Raw genomic sequence first — 14,537 nt, 5'->3', positions numbered from 1 at the left:
CGGGCCGTTGTGCGGGTGGCGGCGCGCTCGCCACCGTAAAGCTTTACCGATACGTCCACACCCGATGTATCACGAACATCGTCGGCGGGATCAGCAGCGCGATCGCGACGATGGCCCAGCCGCGCGGCACGTCGAGCAGTTCGGCGGCGCGCGCGAGCAGCATCGTTTCGGCGAAGCCGGCCAGCGCGACCGTCAGATAGCGCACCAGGTTGCGCGACTGCACCGTCGACGAGAAGCTCCACAGCGTATTCGCGAGATACGAGAACGCTGTCGCGCACACGAACGCGACGGCGTTCGCGAGCACCTGCGTCGCATCGAACAGCGCATACATCGCGGATGCGACCAGCACGTGCAGCGCGGTCGAGCACAGTCCGGACAGACCGAAGCGCGCGAGCCGCACGCGCTCCGCGCAGAGCAGTTCGAACATTGCGATCTCCGCCGGTCAGCGCGAGCCGACCCGCACGCGGGCCGGCTGGACGCGCCGGCGTGCGGCCGTGCGCCGCGCATCGCGCGCGACCGGCAGCTCGATCACCTTGGCGTGCGCCTCGTAGCGGCGGCGAATCAGATAGACGGGGCGTTGCTTCGACTCGTCGTAGATGCGCCCGATGTACTCGCCGACCACGCCGATGCCGATGAGCTCGATCCCGCCGATGAACAGCGTGACCGACAGCAGCGACGCATAGCCGAGCACCGGGTTGCCGAACAGCAGCGTACGGCCCACGATGAACGCGCCGTACAGGAAGGAGAGCGCGGCGATGCCCAGGCCGATATAGGTCCAGCTGCGCAGCGGCACGGTGCTGAAGCTCGTGATCCCCTCGAGCGCGAAGTTCCACAGCTTCCATCCGGAGAACTTCGAGTGCCCGGCGCTGCGCGCTTCGCGCTGGTACTCGATGATCACGGTCCGGTAGCCGACCCATGCGAACAGCCCTTTCATGAAACGATGCCGCTCCGGCAGGCTGCGCAGCGCGTTCACGACCTTGCGATCCATCAGCCGGAAGTCGCCGACGTTCTCCGGCAGCTTCACGTCCGACAGCAGGTTGTGGACGCGGTAGTAGATCGAGGCGGCGGTGCGCTTCGCGAACGAATCGCATGCGCGGTTGCTGCGCTTCGCGGCGACGACTTCCACCCCGTCGCGCCAGTGCTCGAGCATCACCGGAATCAGGCTCGGCGGATCCTGCAGGTCGGCGTCGAGCGGGATCACGGCGTCGCCGGCGGCTTCGTCGAGGCCGGCCGTCAGCGCCGCTTCCTTGCCGAAGTTGCGCGTGAGATCGATGACGCGCACGCGGCGGTCGCTCATGCTGATCCGGATCAGGCGTTCGAGCGTGTCGTCGCGGCTGCCGTCGTTGACGCAGACGATTTCGAAACGGATCGCGTCGAGGCCGGCCATCAACGGAATCACGACGTCGAAGAAGCGTTCGACGGCTTCGCCTTCGTTGTAGAACGGCACGACCAGCGAGACGAGTGGCGTGTAGAGTGATTCGCGCATGATGGTTCCCCTGTGATCGCGTATCAGCGGCCGATGCCGAAGCTCGGGCGGCCGGTGCGGCGCAGTCCGTGCGCCGGGCGGTGATGTGAGCGCAACGGATGCGTGAAGCCGGTTTCGGTCGTGTCGTCGCGTGCGTCGGGCATCGACGGCACGTCGTGCCTTTCCCGTGCGATCCGGCTGACGAGCAGCGCCAGCGACGCGAGCGTGACGAGCGGCATGAACTGGAACGACAGGTGCGGGACCAGCACGAGGCCGGCGAGCGGCATCACCCACAGCACCAGCAGCCATTCGCGATCGAAGCGCCGCCAGCCGTGCGTCCACGCATAGCGTGCGTACCAGGCGATCACGAGGCCGTACCAGGTCAGGTCGTAGTCGTACAGATAAGGGCTGACGATCAGGCACGCGCACGCGAGGGTCGCCGCGCGCAGCGCGTACGAACACGCGCCGCGCCACGCGTACACGACGGCGATCGCGGCGGTCGCGGCCGACAGCAGCTGCAGCACGCGCGCGACGGCGGCGGGCCAGCCGGCCATCGTCGCGAGCGCGAACACGGTCGGCATGCGTGCGAGCCTGGCGTGGCCGGCGCCGACGATCTGGTATGCATCGTTGATGCCGTGCGCGAACGCGACCCACGAACCGATCCCGAACGCGAGCGTCGACAATGCGACGCCACCCGCGATCGTCGCGGCCCACGCGGCCAATGCGCGCCATTGGCCGGCGCACAGCAGCGCGAGCGGGAACAGGATCGCCATCTGCGGCTTCATCGTCAGCAAGCCGAAGCAGATGCCGGCGATGACGGGGCGGCGGTTCAGCGTGAGCAGCCCGACGCCCGCAAGCGTCGCGGTGAAGAGGCTCGTCTGACCGACGATCACCGTAAGGAATGCGGCGGGGAACGCGAGCGCGCAGAGCAGCGCGGCATCGCGCTGCACGGTCGCGCGGATCGTCACCGCGAACAGCACGCACGTCACGCCGAGCCACAACACCAGCGCGAGCAGGTACGGCATCCAGCCGAGCGGCAGCACCAGCAGCAGCATGGTCGGCGGATAGAGCCATGGCAGCGAGCCGTTCGCCGCGCTGATCGTCGGGATCGCGAGTTTCTCGATCGCGAAGAGCGACGGGAAATGCCATGCGTCGATCGCGTGCCCGAGTGTGGCGAGCCGTGCGGCGCTCCAGATCGGCGCGAGATCCTGCGCGAGCGGTTCGGGCACGGACGTATGCGACCCATGCACGCGGGCGACGTAGAGGCAGATGAACAGTAACTCGGTGAGCAGTACCGCTGCCGCATAGAGGCGCACCCGATCACGATTGAGCCAATGTGGGAAACGGCGGGGCCCTGCGATTGGCAGCTCGGGATGGGCGTCGACCGCCGAACCGACGTGCAGGAGGGAGAGCGGCGATTTCATTGCGCGCTCCGCGGCGCAAGGCTTGCGCGACGCACGACGACGAACAGGAGGGCGAGCAGCACGATCGGGCCGATCTGCGGCAGCTTCATTATCCGGTTGAACACCTCGAATATCGGCAGCAGCCACGCGAGCACGATCACGATCTGATCTCCCGGCAGCCAGCCGTCTTCGAGGCCGTGAGCGATCACGCAGAAGACCGCGATGCCGAGCCATGCCAGCTCGTAACTCCACAGATAGGGTGTCGTCAACAGCGTGGCGACCACCAACGCAGCGCCGCACAGCCGCATGTCGGCCGTGCGGCGCCAGACATGGACGGCGGCTGCGATGGCGAGCAGTCCGACGGCGGCTTGCGCGGCGAGCGCGATCGGAATCGATGCACCCGCGAGCCGCAGCGCCGCGAACGTCGTCGGTGAAACGAACCAGTAGGCAGGCAGGGTGAAATGCATGCCGCGCACGATCGACATCGCGTGGGCCAGGCCGGTCAGCGAGCTGGTGCCGGTCAGCGCGATGCCGGCCACCACGAACAGCGTGGTCGTGAGCGCCGCCGCCGCGAAGGTGCGCCATGCACGCGCCGCGATCAGCACGAACGGAAACACCATCGCCATCTGCGGCTTGATGGCGAGCAACCCGATCAGCACGCCGGCGATGATCGGGCGCGGGCCAAGGAAATGCAGCGCGAGCGCAGCGATGCCGGCGGTCAGGATGCTGTTCTGCCCGTACAGGACGGACGCGAACACACCTGAATAGGCGAGCACGACGAGCGCGGCGGCGCGCGGAACGGGCAGGTGCGCACGCAGGCCCGACAGTCGCAGCACGGCGTACGCATAGCATAAAAGACTGCCCGCAAAAAAGAGGAAATACGCGGGCAGGAAAGGCACGAGGGCAATCGGCGCGACGAACAGCAGCATCGTCGGCGGATAGAGCCAAGGCAGCGATTGGCGACCCAAATAGCCACCGAACTGCGCTACCTCGGCATGGGAGAAGAAGACCGGATCGTAGATCGCCGCGGCATGGCCTTGCAGCACGAGTTGCGATGCGGTCCAGAAGACGGAGAAGTCGACGCCCGGCCGGGCGGTGGTTTGCGACGTGAAGGTATTCGTGACGGCGCCCCAGGTGATCAGGAATCCAACGCAGAGCATCAGCATGATGCAGCTGTACGGAATGATCCGGTCCGCTGTCAGCCATTGAGCACAGCGTTTGGCGCGATAGTCCACTCCACGATTGGCTGTGTACATGATGCCCCGTCTGCAGTGAAGGCCGCATGGTGTGCCGCAGCCTTTTTGTGTTGTCGTGTATCCGGAGCGAATCGCATTCGATGGCGCTGTCCGGTGAATGCATTGTTGGAGAAAAAAACGCGTGACGCAAACCGCCGGCTGAATCGTGAAATATCGATTTGGCGGCGACAGGGCCGAAAACCGGGTTTTGACGTCAGAAACAACCGCGCCGGCGCAAATGATGTTTCTCGCTTGAAACATTCCGGGTTTTTGGCCGGTCCGGCACGTCGTGGAACCGGCGTCGGAGGAGCGGCCTCGCGGATTCGGGAAAGTCCCGAGAAAATTTTTTGATGCCTTGCACAGCGCGGCGGCGCTCACGCCGGCACGTCACGGCGACCGGCACGCGTATATCAAATCTGAAACATTTCGCGCATCGGGCCGAAGCCCCACTGGTGGGCGAATCGCCCGAACCCTTGCTGCGCCTGGCTTTCTTTGCGGCTGGCCTGCTCTTTGCGTCAAGGTCCGCACGACAGTCGACGATGTGACGAATGACCGGTTCAAGCAACGGACTCACCGAACCGGACTGAATCACCTGCGGAAAGCAACGGATCGAGGGCGCATCGGGGAATACGCCGCCCAGGCCTTGAAAACCGCCGGAATCGTCGACCGAGCGATACGCGACGGCATCGTCCGCGCAACAAGAATCACATGACAGCATTTGGGGAATAAAAATGAAAGACCGGAGCACGCCGCGGCTTGCACGCCGCGCAGAAGATCTGCAGCAGCATCGACGCGTTGGCGTCATCCGCTCAATCCGTATTCATGCCCGGAACGGTCTCGCCGTTCTGCTCGATCGCGCGTTCCGCCCGATCGCAGCATGCATGCATATCGCACGCATCAGCTCACCGACGATCGTTCGCCAGGCCAGGCTCGTACCTTGCCGTGTGCGTCGCTGAGCGCTACATCCGCATTCTTTTGTTGTGCCGGTAGTACCCCGCTCCCCGCGTCGATCCCCGACAACGGGATTTTCATAGTAGTGCGAAAGGAGAAGAGCCATGTCCAAGTTCATCCAGAAGGTCCGCGGTTTCGTCCAAGACGAGAAAGGCGTGACGGCCATCGAATACGGCCTGATTGCCGCACTGATCGCAGTCGGACTCGTTGCAGCGCTGACGGCGGTCGGAACGGATCTCAAGACCGTGTTCAACACGATTGCAGACGATCTCAACTCGGCCATCTGAATGGCGGGGCGGCGAACGGTGGGTCCGGCCCGTTCGTCGCCATCCCGTCACGCGTGCAGGGCCGGACGCAACACCAACAGATGTCGGATGCAACGAACGGCGGATGGCTCGGCCGGTGCAGTGCTCGAGCCGCCTCCGCTCTTTTGATCAAACCGAGTCGGAGGACGCCATGCGGGTCAGGGTACAGGCAGGTGCGATATCGCGATGGATCGACGACGAGCAGGGGGTGACGTCGATCGAATATGCGCTGCTTGCGGCGATGTTCGCCACCGTCGTGCTGGGAAGCGTCGTCACGCTGAAAGGCTCGCTTCAGGATATGTACGACATGATCGCGTCGGTCGTGACCGATGCAGTCAATACCGCACTGGGTCAGTGATCCCTGACATTACGTTCAATCGAGGTCCGCCATGTTGCTGCCTGCCGCGCTGCCTTACCCGGTTCCGTTGTGCGTGACGCTGCTCGCGATCGTCGCGGCCAGCACCGACATCACGAGCCGACGCATTCCGAACCGGCTCGTCGCGCTCGGTCTGGTCGGCGCGCTGATCGCACAGTGCGCGCTGCACGGGATCCAGGCAGGTGCGCTTGCGTGGCTGGCGGGCGCGGCGACCGGCTTCGGGCTGCTGCTGCCGTTCTATCTGCTGCGCGGAATGGCTGCAGGCGACGTGAAGCTGATGCTCGCGATCGGCGCATGGGTCGGCGCGCAGATGACGTTCTACATCGTGCTGGCCACCTTTCTGGTCGGCGGGATCGGCGCGATCGGCTTCGCACTGCTGCGCGGACGCATGCGCCAGATGTGCGCGAACGTGTGGGCGCTGATCGCGCACCGCTCGACCGGCGCGTATGCAGGGGCAACCGACGGCCCCGTGGAATTCGCGTCGGTTGGCGCGTTGCCGTATGGCGTAGCAATTGCCGCCGGCACGCTGGGCATGCTGTTCGTTTCGTCTGTATAGCGTGACGAACCCGCAACGAGGATGAAACGCACATGAACACGATCCCCACCGAACCGAAACGCGACGCGCAGGTTGCACACCTGCCGTATCCGCCGCCGTCGCGGGAGGTGCATGCGAAACCGGGCGCGCTGCTGCCGCCGGCGCCGCGCTCGCTCGAGGAAACCGGCTTGACCCAGGCGTTCGTCGCAGGGCTCGTGCTGAAGTCGACGCTGGTGCTCGGTCGCCCGTCGTACGGTGTCCTGATCGAGCGCCACTGCCTGCCGCTCGCGGTGCTCGATGATGTCTTCGCGTTCCTGGTGCGCGAGCATCTGGTCGAACTGACCCATCGCGGCAAGACCGACCTCGACGTGACGTTCCGCCTGACCGACGCGGGCCGCGTGCTCGCGCTCGAAGAGCGTGCGCGCAGCAGCTACAGCGGCCCCGCGCCGGTGACGCTCGACGCGTATCTCGATTGCGTGTCCGACCATTCGGTGCGCAAGCTGCGCGTGTCCCAGAACGACGTGTGGGCCGTATTCGAAGGCGTCGTCATGGACACGGCGGTCCTCGATTCGGCGGCCGCCGCGCTCAACGCCGGCCGTCCGCTGCTGATCCACGGCCCCGCCGGCAGCGGCAAGACTTTCCTCGCGGAGCGCCTTGGCGCGCTGATGGGCGGGCACGTGCCGGTGCCGCACGCCATTTACGCCGCCGGCGAAGTGATCCAGATCTACGACCCGATCGTGCATGTCGACGCGCCGTCGCAAGCCGACGGCCAATCGGTCGATCGCCGCTGGCGCCTGTGCGAGCGGCCGGTCGTGATGTCGGGCGGCGAGCTGACGCTCGCGGAGCTCGACCTGCGCCGCGACGAAGGGGCGGGTTTCTATCAGGCGCCGCCGCACATGAAGGCGAACATGGGCATGTACGTCGTCGACGATCTCGGCCGCCAGCGCGTCGAGCCGCGCGACCTGCTCAACCGCTGGCTGCGCCCGCTCGACCGCGGCGTCGATTTCCTGACACTCGAGTCCGGCAATCGTCTCGTGCTGCCGTTCGACGTCTGGCCGGTGTTCTCGAGCAACCTGGCACCGGAGCAGTTCGCCGACGATGCGTTCCTGCGCCGGCTCGGCTCCAAGCTTCACGTCGGCGCGATGTCGATCGACCACTACCGCGCGGTGTTCGATGCCGCATGCGTGTCGCTCGGGCTGGTGCCGGCACAGGACGCATTCGACTATCTGCTGCACCGGCTGCACCTGCCGAGCGGCAAGGCCTATCTCGCATGCTTCCCGATGGATCTGCTGCGCCTCGTCGCCGCCGGCGCGCGGTATCGCGGCGATCCGCCCGAAGTGACGCACGACGCGCTGTACGACGCATGGGCCAGCTATTTTGGCTCGGCGCCGGCGCGCGACGGCGGGCATCCGCCGCCTGTCGATCACGGCGGGCGCACGTACATAACCGGTTGAGCCGTTTCTTTCACGATTCGTTGAGGAGCATTGCCATGAAAAACAGTCGAGCGGTCATGATGCTGATCATCGCGATGGTCGCGGGGCTAGCCGCGGTCGTGTTCGCATCCCGCTGGTTGATGCATACATCCAGCAGCTCGGTCACGTCGGTCGCGGTCGCGACCACCGACCTGAACCTGGGCGAGCCGCTCGGGCCGAACCAGATCCACATGGTGAGCTGGCCGTCGGGCAGCGTGCCGACCGGCGCGTTCGCCGACACGAAGGAGCTCGAAGGGCGCGTCGTGCGCACGAGCCTCGCCCGCGGCGAGCCGGTGATCGAGTCGAAGCTCGCGCCGGTGGGCACGAAGGGCGGGTTGTCAGCGGTGATCGCCGACGGCAGCCGCGCGATCACAGTGCGGGTGAACGACGTGGTCGGCGTCGCGGGCTTCGCGCTGCCGGGCAACTACGTCGACGTGATCGTCAACACGCAGGAACAGCAGGGCAAGACCGACGGGCAGAGCATCTCGAAGATCGTGCTCGAGCACATCCTCGTGCTCGCCGTCGCGCAGCAGGTCAGCCGCGACGACACCGCACCGAAGGTCGTCAACGCGGTGACGCTCGAAGTCACGCCCGATCAGGCCGAACGTCTCGACCTCGCGCGCAGCGTCGGCACGCTGTCGCTCGTGCTGCGCAACCAGGTCGACCAGAAGACGCTGACCACCGACGGCGCAACCAAGCTGACGTTGCTCGGCAAGGCCCCGGTACCCGATGCGACGCCCGCACCGGCACCCGCGCACGTACGGACCGTGCGCGTGCATGTCGCGTCGCACGCCGCACCGGAAGCGCGCCGCGATTGCGTCGGTGTACTGACCGGTGTGCACGGCAGCGTCGAATGCTTCTGAAAATGCAGCACACATCCAGATAACCAGATTAACCAGATCGGCCGCCGTCAAGGCACGGCGGCCTTGCAAGGCAAAAACCGGCGACTCGCCGGTCACTCGGGGGATCAGACGAAATGAAGATCAATCCGCAATATTCAGGTACCCGCCCGGTGCGCACGCGCATCGCCCGGGGCGCGATGATGGCCGCGATCCTCTGTGCAGGAACGCTGACCGTGTACAGCGCACTGGCCCAGGAAGGCGCCGAATCGGCCGCGCTGATGAAGGGCGGTGCCAGCGCGCCGGCCGCCGTCGCGAAGGGGCCGATGCAGATGACGATCAGCATGGCGCCGGCGCCGGCCACCGCGGCCGCCGCATCGGCGGCGCCGATGCGCGGACCGAACTGCGTGGGCGCGGTGCGTGATGCGACCAGCGTCACCGTGCCGCTCGGCAAGTCGCTGCTCGTGCCGATGCCGGAGCCGGTGCGCAACCGCACCATCGGCAATCCGGCCGTCGCGCAGGCGACGATGGTGTCGCCGCAGACGCTGTACATCCTCGGGCTGTCGGTCGGCACGACCAACATGATCGTGCAGGGCAGGAGCGGCGCATGCCGCGTGATCGACGTGGCGGTCGGCGCGGACGCAGGCGGCCTGCAGTCGTCGCTGCAGCAGCTGATGCCGGGCGAGCGCGACATTCACGTGTCGACCGCCGCCGGCACGATCGTGCTGGCCGGCACCGTGTCGAACTCGCAGGCCGCGCAGCAGGCCGTGCAGATCGCCCATGCGTACAGCGACAGCGCCGGTGAGGGCGGCGGCGGGGCCGGCAAGGGCGCCGGCGTACTGAACATGCTGGCCGTCACGTCGCCGCAGCAGGTGATGCTCGAGGTGAAGGTCGCCGAAGTGTCGAAGACGCTGATCAACCAGATGGGCACCGCATTCAACATCCAGGGCGGCTTCGGTTCGTGGAGCGGTGCGTTGGTCAGCAACCTGCTCGCGGGCGTTGCCAGCGCCGGGATCTTCAACAAGGCGAACAACAAGCCGTTCAGCGTCGCGGCCGACGCGCAGAACACCGACAACCTCGTCAAGATCCTCGCGGAGCCCAACCTCGTGACGATCAGCGGCCAGGAGGCGACGTTCCTTGCCGGCGGCAAGATCTTCATCCCGGTCCCGCAGAGCAGCGGCACGGGCACGTCGTCGATCACGCTGCAGGAAGAGGAGTTCGGCGTCGCGCTGAAGTTCACGCCGACGGTGCTCGCGAACGGCCGGATCAGCCTGAAGGTCGCGCCGGAGGTGTCGGAGCTGTCGCAGACGGGCGTCACGCTGAGCGCGACGAACATCGGCGGCACGTCGATCCTGCCGCTGATCACGACCCGGCGTGCGTCGACGACGGTCCAGATGAGCGACGGCGAATCGTTCGCGATCGGCGGGCTGATCAAGGACAACGCGAGCGGCTCGCTCAAGGCGATCCCGGGCGTCGGCGAGGTGCCCGTGCTCGGCGCGCTGTTCCGCAGCACGTCGTTCCAGCAGGACCGCACCGAGCTGATCTTCCTGATCACGCCGCACCTGGTGAGGCCGCTGCAGACCGCCGACGTGCCGTTGCCGACCGACAGCTTCTCGAAGCCGAGCGAAATCGACGTGTACGCGACCGGCAACATGGAAGGCCGCAAGGGTGTCCGCAAGGCGACCATGCAACCGTCGAGCGGCGCGGCACCGCAGACGCCGGCTTCGGCACCGGCCCCCGCGCCGCAATCGGCCGCGCCGGTCGCACCTGCCGCCGCACTGCCCGCGCCGCGTGCGCCGCAGCCCGCCCAGGCCCCGGCGCCGGTGCCGGCCCAGCCGGAGAAGGCCGGCGCTGCAACGGCCGAGGCCGCGGGGGCGGTGAACGCCGAGCCGGCGCCTGCCGCGCGGCCGCAGCCGCAAGCGCCCGCGCAACCGCAGGCCGATGCGGCCGGCGCGGCACGCATCGCGCGGATCGAAGCCACCGCCGCGCGCCTCGCGGCGGCCGGCTCCGCCACGCCGGCGAAACCTGCGCCGCGTCCGACGCCCAACGTGCCGGCCGCCCATGCGCAGATCGCGCGGGCGAGCGCGGCACCCCAGTCCACCGATCGTTGAAGCTATCCAAGGGGAAGCTCATGAAATCCGCCTACCTCGTATTCGTGCGCCGCGCGGCGCTTGCCGTCCCGCTCGCGTTCGCGCTTGCCGGCTGCATGTCGTCGAGCCCGGTGTGGGACAGCCGCTTCGGCGACTCGGTCCGCGCCGTCACGCAGGCCCAGATCATCGATCCGCATGCCGGGGAACACGCGGCAACGCACGCCGGGGTCGATGGCCGGGCCGCCGCGTCCGCGCTCGACAACTACGACAAGTCGTTCAAGCAACCCGAGCCGAAAGCCAATGCATTCGTGATCGGCATCGGCAAGTCGGCGCAATAAAACAGGCACGCTCAGGGAGAACGCCATGTCCAGCGCAGCTCGTCATCCGAAGCTCACGCGTCACAGTCTGCATCGTCAGCAAGGCGCCGTCGCAATCATCGTCGGTCTCGCACTGGCGATGATGATCGGGTTCGTCGGTCTCGCGCTGGACCTCGGCAAGCTGTACGTCACGCGCAGCGAACTGCAGAACAGCGCCGATTCATGCGCGCTGTCCGCTGCGCGCGACCTGACGTCGGCCATCAGCCTGCAGGTCGCGGAAGCCGACGGCATCGCCGCCGGCCACGCGAATTTCGCGTTCTTTCAGCAGAACGCGGTACAGATGCAGACGGATTCGAATGTCACGTTCAGCGATTCGCTGACCAATCCGTTCCTGACCAAGACGGCGGTCGCCACGCCGGCGAACGTCAAGTACGTGAAGTGCACCGCGCAGTTGAGCAACATCGCGCACTGGTTCATCGAGGTGCTCAACACGATTCCGGGCGTGCAGGTCGCGAACGCGTCGCAGGTCGCGGCCAGCGCGATCGCGACGGTCGGGGCCGGGCAGACCACCTGTGCGATTCCGGTGTTCGTGTGCAAGCCGGCGTCCTCCGCGCCGTACAAGGTCGGCGACTGGATCTCGTCGCCGTCCGGCTCGTCGACGACGTACGGGCCCGGCAACTTCGGCTGGGCGGCGCTCGACGGCTCGACGAACGAGCCGACCATCGCCAGCGAACTGTCCGGCAACACCTGCAACATCACGTCGCCGCCGGACCTCGGTTCGACGGGCCTGAAGGCCGCATCGCTGCGCGCCTGGAACACCCGCTTCGGCATCTATACGAACGGCGCCAACGGCTCGAGCGGCCAGCCTGACTTCACCGGCTATGCGTATGTCGGCCCGAACTACGGACCGCCGGGAACCCCGGGCATCGTCGGCGACGCGTACACGCAGTTCGTGCTCGATCGCGCGAGCTTCAAGGCCTACCAGGGCGACGGCACGCCGCCCACCGGCAGCGGCATCTCGACCAACGGGACCGTCTCGGCCAGCAACTACCAGACGTATGGCGGCGACCGCCGGGTCGCGCTGGCCCCCGAGGGCGATTGCTCGACGCTGTCGGGCAGCAGCGGCAAGGTGCACGTCACGCAGTGGGACTGCGTGCTGATGCTCGATCCGCTGCCGTTCAGCCCGGGAGCCGGCGGGGTCGTGGCGCACCTCGAATACCTCGGCTCCACGGCCTCCGGCACCACGCCGTGCGCGACGCACGGCCTGCCGGGCAGTGGCAGCTCGGTCGGTATCAAGGTACCGATGCTCGTTCAATAGAGGAGACACGATCATGAAGAGGCTCCCGATTCGCCGGTCACGCATGCGCGGTGTCGCCGCGGTCGAATTCGCGCTCGTGCTGATGCCGATGATCGTGCTCGCGACCGGCGTGGCCGAGTTCGGACGCGCGATCTACCAGTACGAGACGCTCACGAAGGCGACGCGCAACGCGGCGCGCTACCTGTCGGTGTTTTTGCCGAACGACAGCGCGTATCCGCTCGCGGCGGCGCAGTGCCTCGTCGTGTACGGCAGCACCACGTGCGGCTCCGCCGGTACCGAGCTGGTGCCGGGGCTCACGACGTCGATGGTGATCGTGTGCGACGCCACGCATTCGACCGATTGCGGCGACGCGTCCGACCCGTCGCAGTTCGCGAACCTGCCGACCTACGACTCGACCAACAACGCGCCAAGCGGCACGGCGACCGGCAGCATCAACCTCGTCGAAGTGAAGGTGAAGGGCTATCAGTACCAGCCGATTCCGGCCTACCCGGGGCTGTCGTCGATCACCTTCGGCAACATCGTCACCGTGATGAGGCAAGTGTCATGAACCCGCGTCCCTCTCCGCCGTCGCGCCGTCGCGCCCAACGCGGCTCCACGATCGTCGAATTCGCGCTGATCGCGTCGATCCTGATCATGCTGCTGATCGGCATCTTCGAATTCGGGCGCGTGCTGTTTTACTGGAACACGGCGAGCGAGGCCATCCGGCTCGGCGCCCGCACGGCGATCGTCTGCGACGTGAACGCCGCTGGCGTCGTGAAGCGCGTGCGGTCGCTCATGCCGATCCTGGCCGACTCGAACGTGTCGGTGAGCTACTCGCCGTCAGGCTGCGACGTGAGCTCCTGCTCGTTCGTGACCGTCAGCATCAGCAATGTCACTGTCAACACGATGATCCCGATCGCGAACGTTGCGATCACGATGCCGTCGTTCACCACGACGCTGTCGCGGGAAAGCCTGAACTCCTCGACGGGCGGCAGCGCCTGTCAATAACGAACCGACGAGGCACAGTCATGATCAATATCCTCGTAGCCGCCGACGATACCGCCCGGCTCATGCAGATCGCGCGTCTGGTCACGGACAGCGGACACTATCGCGTGACACGCGCGCACGGTCGGCCGTCCCAGATCGAGCATCGCACCGATGGACTCGATTCATTCGATATCCTGCTGATCGACGGCGCATTGACCGATGCGGCCGAGCTGTCGGCGATCGAGCGGATCTGCCGGCTGCACCCGTGCCTGATCGGCATCCTGGTGACCGCGGATGCAGCGCCCCATGTGCTGCTGGACGCAATGCGCGCCGGCGCGCGCGACGTGCTGCAGTGGCCGATCGATCCGGCCGCGCTCACCCGCGCGCTCGAACGCGCCGCCGCGCAAAGCACGCGGCGCGACGGCGACGACACGCGCTTCGTATCGTTCATGTCGTGCAAGGGCGGCGCGGGCACGAGCTTCGCGGCGAGCAACGTCGCGTACGAGATCGCCGAAGCCCACAAGCGCCGCGTGCTGCTGGTCGATCTGAACCAGCAGTTCGCGGATGCCGCGTTCCTCGTCAGCGACGAAACGCCGCCGTCGACGCTGCCGCAGCTCTGCGCGCAGATCGAGCGGCTCGACGGCGCGTTTCTCGACGCGAGCGTCGCGCACGTGACGCCGACCTTCCACGTGCTGGCGGGCGCGGGCGATCCGGTCAAGGCCGCCGAGATGCGCGAGGATGCGCTCGAATGGATCCTCGGCGTCGCGGCGCCGCGCTACGACTTCGTGATCTTCGACATCGGCGTGAGCATCAACCCGCTGTCGATGATCGCGCTGGACCGCAGCGACCAGATTCAGCTCGTGCTGCAGCCCGCGATGCCGCACGTGCGCGCGGGCCGCCGGCTGCTGGAGATTCTCGTGTCGCTCGGCTACCCGGTCGACCAGTTGCGGCTGGTGGTGAACCGGATGACGCGCGCGGGCGACCGGTCCCGCGCCGCGCTCGAGGAAGTGCTCGGCCTGCATGCGAGCTGCACGATACCCGACGACGTCGACACGGTGCGCGAAGCGCTCGACCTCGGGCATCCGGCCTCGCGCGTCGCACGTAGCGCTGCCGTTACGCGGGCATTGCAGGCCTGCGCGAAGCAGATCGTCGAAGGGGACGTGCGCACGCGGCACGGCACGTCCAGCAGCGAACCGTTGATGTCCCGGCTGTTCGGCCGCAAGGCCACGCCGAAGCTCAAATCCATGTGACTCTTTCGGGGAAAC

At 67.0% G+C, this 14,537-nt stretch carries 15 protein-coding genes; 11 read left to right on the top strand and 4 right to left on the bottom strand.

All coding sequences use genetic code 11. The features are described 5' to 3' along the window. Positions 1–43: 43 nt before the first annotated feature. The 4 genes from ABIC50_RS11920 to ABIC50_RS11905 are packed head-to-tail and all read right to left on the bottom strand — an operon-like array spanning position 44 to position 4,124. On the bottom strand, positions 44–427 hold the full coding sequence (locus ABIC50_RS11920) for a GtrA family protein (RefSeq protein ID WP_354163988.1): 384 nt from the start codon (positions 425–427) through the stop codon (positions 44–46). 15 nt (positions 428–442) lie between these two features. Continuing rightward, a complete protein-coding gene (locus ABIC50_RS11915; RefSeq protein ID WP_012372329.1) occupies positions 443–1,486 on the bottom strand; it encodes a glycosyltransferase family 2 protein in 1,044 nt (347 codons plus the stop codon). A gap of 23 nt (positions 1,487–1,509) precedes the next feature. Beyond that, complete coding sequence (locus ABIC50_RS11910; protein WP_354163986.1) at positions 1,510–2,889, bottom strand: glycosyltransferase family 87 protein; 1,380 nt, start codon at positions 2,887–2,889, stop codon at positions 1,510–1,512. Further along, positions 2,886–4,124, bottom strand: a complete 1,239-nt coding sequence (locus ABIC50_RS11905) for a glycosyltransferase family 87 protein (RefSeq protein ID WP_354164479.1) — start codon at positions 4,122–4,124, stop codon at positions 2,886–2,888. Before ABIC50_RS11905 ends, ABIC50_RS11910 begins: the two co-directional genes overlap by 4 nt. A 1,034-nt stretch (positions 4,125–5,158) precedes the next feature. Here ABIC50_RS11905 and ABIC50_RS11900 point away from each other — a divergent pair. From ABIC50_RS11900 to ABIC50_RS11850, 11 genes are all read left to right on the top strand, one after another. Next, on the top strand, positions 5,159–5,341 hold the full coding sequence (locus ABIC50_RS11900) for a Flp family type IVb pilin (RefSeq protein ID WP_175727791.1): 183 nt from the start codon (positions 5,159–5,161) through the stop codon (positions 5,339–5,341). A 169-nt stretch (positions 5,342–5,510) separates the two neighbouring features. Further along, positions 5,511–5,717, top strand: a complete 207-nt coding sequence (locus tag ABIC50_RS11895) for a Flp family type IVb pilin (protein WP_354163984.1) — start codon at positions 5,511–5,513, stop codon at positions 5,715–5,717. 34 nt (positions 5,718–5,751) lie between these two features. Beyond that, complete coding sequence (locus ABIC50_RS11890) at positions 5,752–6,291, top strand: A24 family peptidase (RefSeq protein WP_126224483.1); 540 nt, start codon at positions 5,752–5,754, stop codon at positions 6,289–6,291. A gap of 32 nt (positions 6,292–6,323) precedes the next feature. Next, positions 6,324–7,724, top strand: a complete 1,401-nt coding sequence (locus tag ABIC50_RS11885) for a DUF8689 domain-containing protein (protein ID WP_354163982.1) — start codon at positions 6,324–6,326, stop codon at positions 7,722–7,724. 35 nt (positions 7,725–7,759) lie between these two features. Next, positions 7,760–8,605 carry a Flp pilus assembly protein CpaB gene (gene cpaB, locus ABIC50_RS11880; protein ID WP_126224487.1) on the top strand — a complete coding sequence of 282 codons (846 nt, stop codon included), beginning with the start codon at positions 7,760–7,762 and terminating at the stop codon, positions 8,603–8,605. 113 nt (positions 8,606–8,718) lie between these two features. Beyond that, the gene (locus ABIC50_RS11875) at positions 8,719–10,692 is read left to right on the top strand and encodes a type II and III secretion system protein family protein (RefSeq protein ID WP_354163980.1); all 1,974 of its coding nucleotides are present in this window, start codon (positions 8,719–8,721) and stop codon (positions 10,690–10,692) included. Between the two features lie 20 nt (positions 10,693–10,712). Next, a complete protein-coding gene (locus ABIC50_RS11870; protein ID WP_011661166.1) occupies positions 10,713–11,009 on the top strand; it encodes a hypothetical protein in 297 nt (98 codons plus the stop codon). A gap of 25 nt (positions 11,010–11,034) precedes the next feature. Further along, on the top strand, positions 11,035–12,306 hold the full coding sequence (locus ABIC50_RS11865) for a pilus assembly protein TadG-related protein (protein ID WP_354163979.1): 1,272 nt from the start codon (positions 11,035–11,037) through the stop codon (positions 12,304–12,306). Positions 12,307–12,319: 13 nt separating this feature from the next. Then, entirely contained in the window at positions 12,320–12,853 is a 534-nt protein-coding gene (locus ABIC50_RS11860) for a TadE/TadG family type IV pilus assembly protein (RefSeq protein WP_011661168.1), read from the top strand. Then, complete coding sequence (locus ABIC50_RS11855; RefSeq protein WP_354163977.1) at positions 12,850–13,293, top strand: TadE/TadG family type IV pilus assembly protein; 444 nt, start codon at positions 12,850–12,852, stop codon at positions 13,291–13,293. The genes ABIC50_RS11860 and ABIC50_RS11855 overlap by 4 nt, the downstream gene beginning before the upstream one ends. Before the next feature lie 20 nt (positions 13,294–13,313). Then, positions 13,314–14,522, top strand: a complete 1,209-nt coding sequence (locus ABIC50_RS11850; protein WP_175700369.1) for a CpaE/TadZ family protein — start codon at positions 13,314–13,316, stop codon at positions 14,520–14,522. Positions 14,523–14,537: the final 15 nt, after the last annotated feature.

This window comes from Burkholderia sp. 567, assembly GCF_040545115.1.
Lineage (GTDB): Bacteria > Pseudomonadota > Gammaproteobacteria > Burkholderiales > Burkholderiaceae > Burkholderia > Burkholderia ambifaria.
This window is presented reverse-complemented; position numbering and strand designations above follow the sequence as displayed.

What these genes read in the sequence shown, in the direction of transcription:
- ABIC50_RS11855 (WP_354163977.1), top strand. Translation starts at nt 12,850, where the DNA reads ATGAACCCGCGTCCCTCTCCGCCGTCGCGCCGTCGCGCCCAACGCGGC.
- ABIC50_RS11900 (WP_175727791.1), top strand. Translation starts at nt 5,159, where the DNA reads ATGTCCAAGTTCATCCAGAAGGTCCGCGGTTTCGTCCAAGACGAGAAA.
- ABIC50_RS11905 (WP_354164479.1), bottom strand. Translation starts at nt 4,124, where the DNA reads ATGTACACAGCCAATCGTGGAGTGGACTATCGCGCCAAACGCTGTGCT.
- ABIC50_RS11850 (WP_175700369.1), top strand. Translation starts at nt 13,314, where the DNA reads ATGATCAATATCCTCGTAGCCGCCGACGATACCGCCCGGCTCATGCAG.
- ABIC50_RS11920 (WP_354163988.1), bottom strand. Translation starts at nt 427, where the DNA reads ATGTTCGAACTGCTCTGCGCGGAGCGCGTGCGGCTCGCGCGCTTCGGT.
- ABIC50_RS11865 (WP_354163979.1), top strand. Translation starts at nt 11,035, where the DNA reads ATGTCCAGCGCAGCTCGTCATCCGAAGCTCACGCGTCACAGTCTGCAT.
- ABIC50_RS11885 (WP_354163982.1), top strand. Translation starts at nt 6,324, where the DNA reads ATGAACACGATCCCCACCGAACCGAAACGCGACGCGCAGGTTGCACAC.
- cpaB (WP_126224487.1), top strand. Translation starts at nt 7,760, where the DNA reads ATGAAAAACAGTCGAGCGGTCATGATGCTGATCATCGCGATGGTCGCG.
- ABIC50_RS11860 (WP_011661168.1), top strand. Translation starts at nt 12,320, where the DNA reads ATGAAGAGGCTCCCGATTCGCCGGTCACGCATGCGCGGTGTCGCCGCG.
- ABIC50_RS11915 (WP_012372329.1), bottom strand. Translation starts at nt 1,486, where the DNA reads ATGCGCGAATCACTCTACACGCCACTCGTCTCGCTGGTCGTGCCGTTC.
- ABIC50_RS11875 (WP_354163980.1), top strand. Translation starts at nt 8,719, where the DNA reads ATGAAGATCAATCCGCAATATTCAGGTACCCGCCCGGTGCGCACGCGC.
- ABIC50_RS11870 (WP_011661166.1), top strand. Translation starts at nt 10,713, where the DNA reads ATGAAATCCGCCTACCTCGTATTCGTGCGCCGCGCGGCGCTTGCCGTC.
- ABIC50_RS11895 (WP_354163984.1), top strand. Translation starts at nt 5,511, where the DNA reads ATGCGGGTCAGGGTACAGGCAGGTGCGATATCGCGATGGATCGACGAC.
- ABIC50_RS11910 (WP_354163986.1), bottom strand. Translation starts at nt 2,889, where the DNA reads ATGAAATCGCCGCTCTCCCTCCTGCACGTCGGTTCGGCGGTCGACGCC.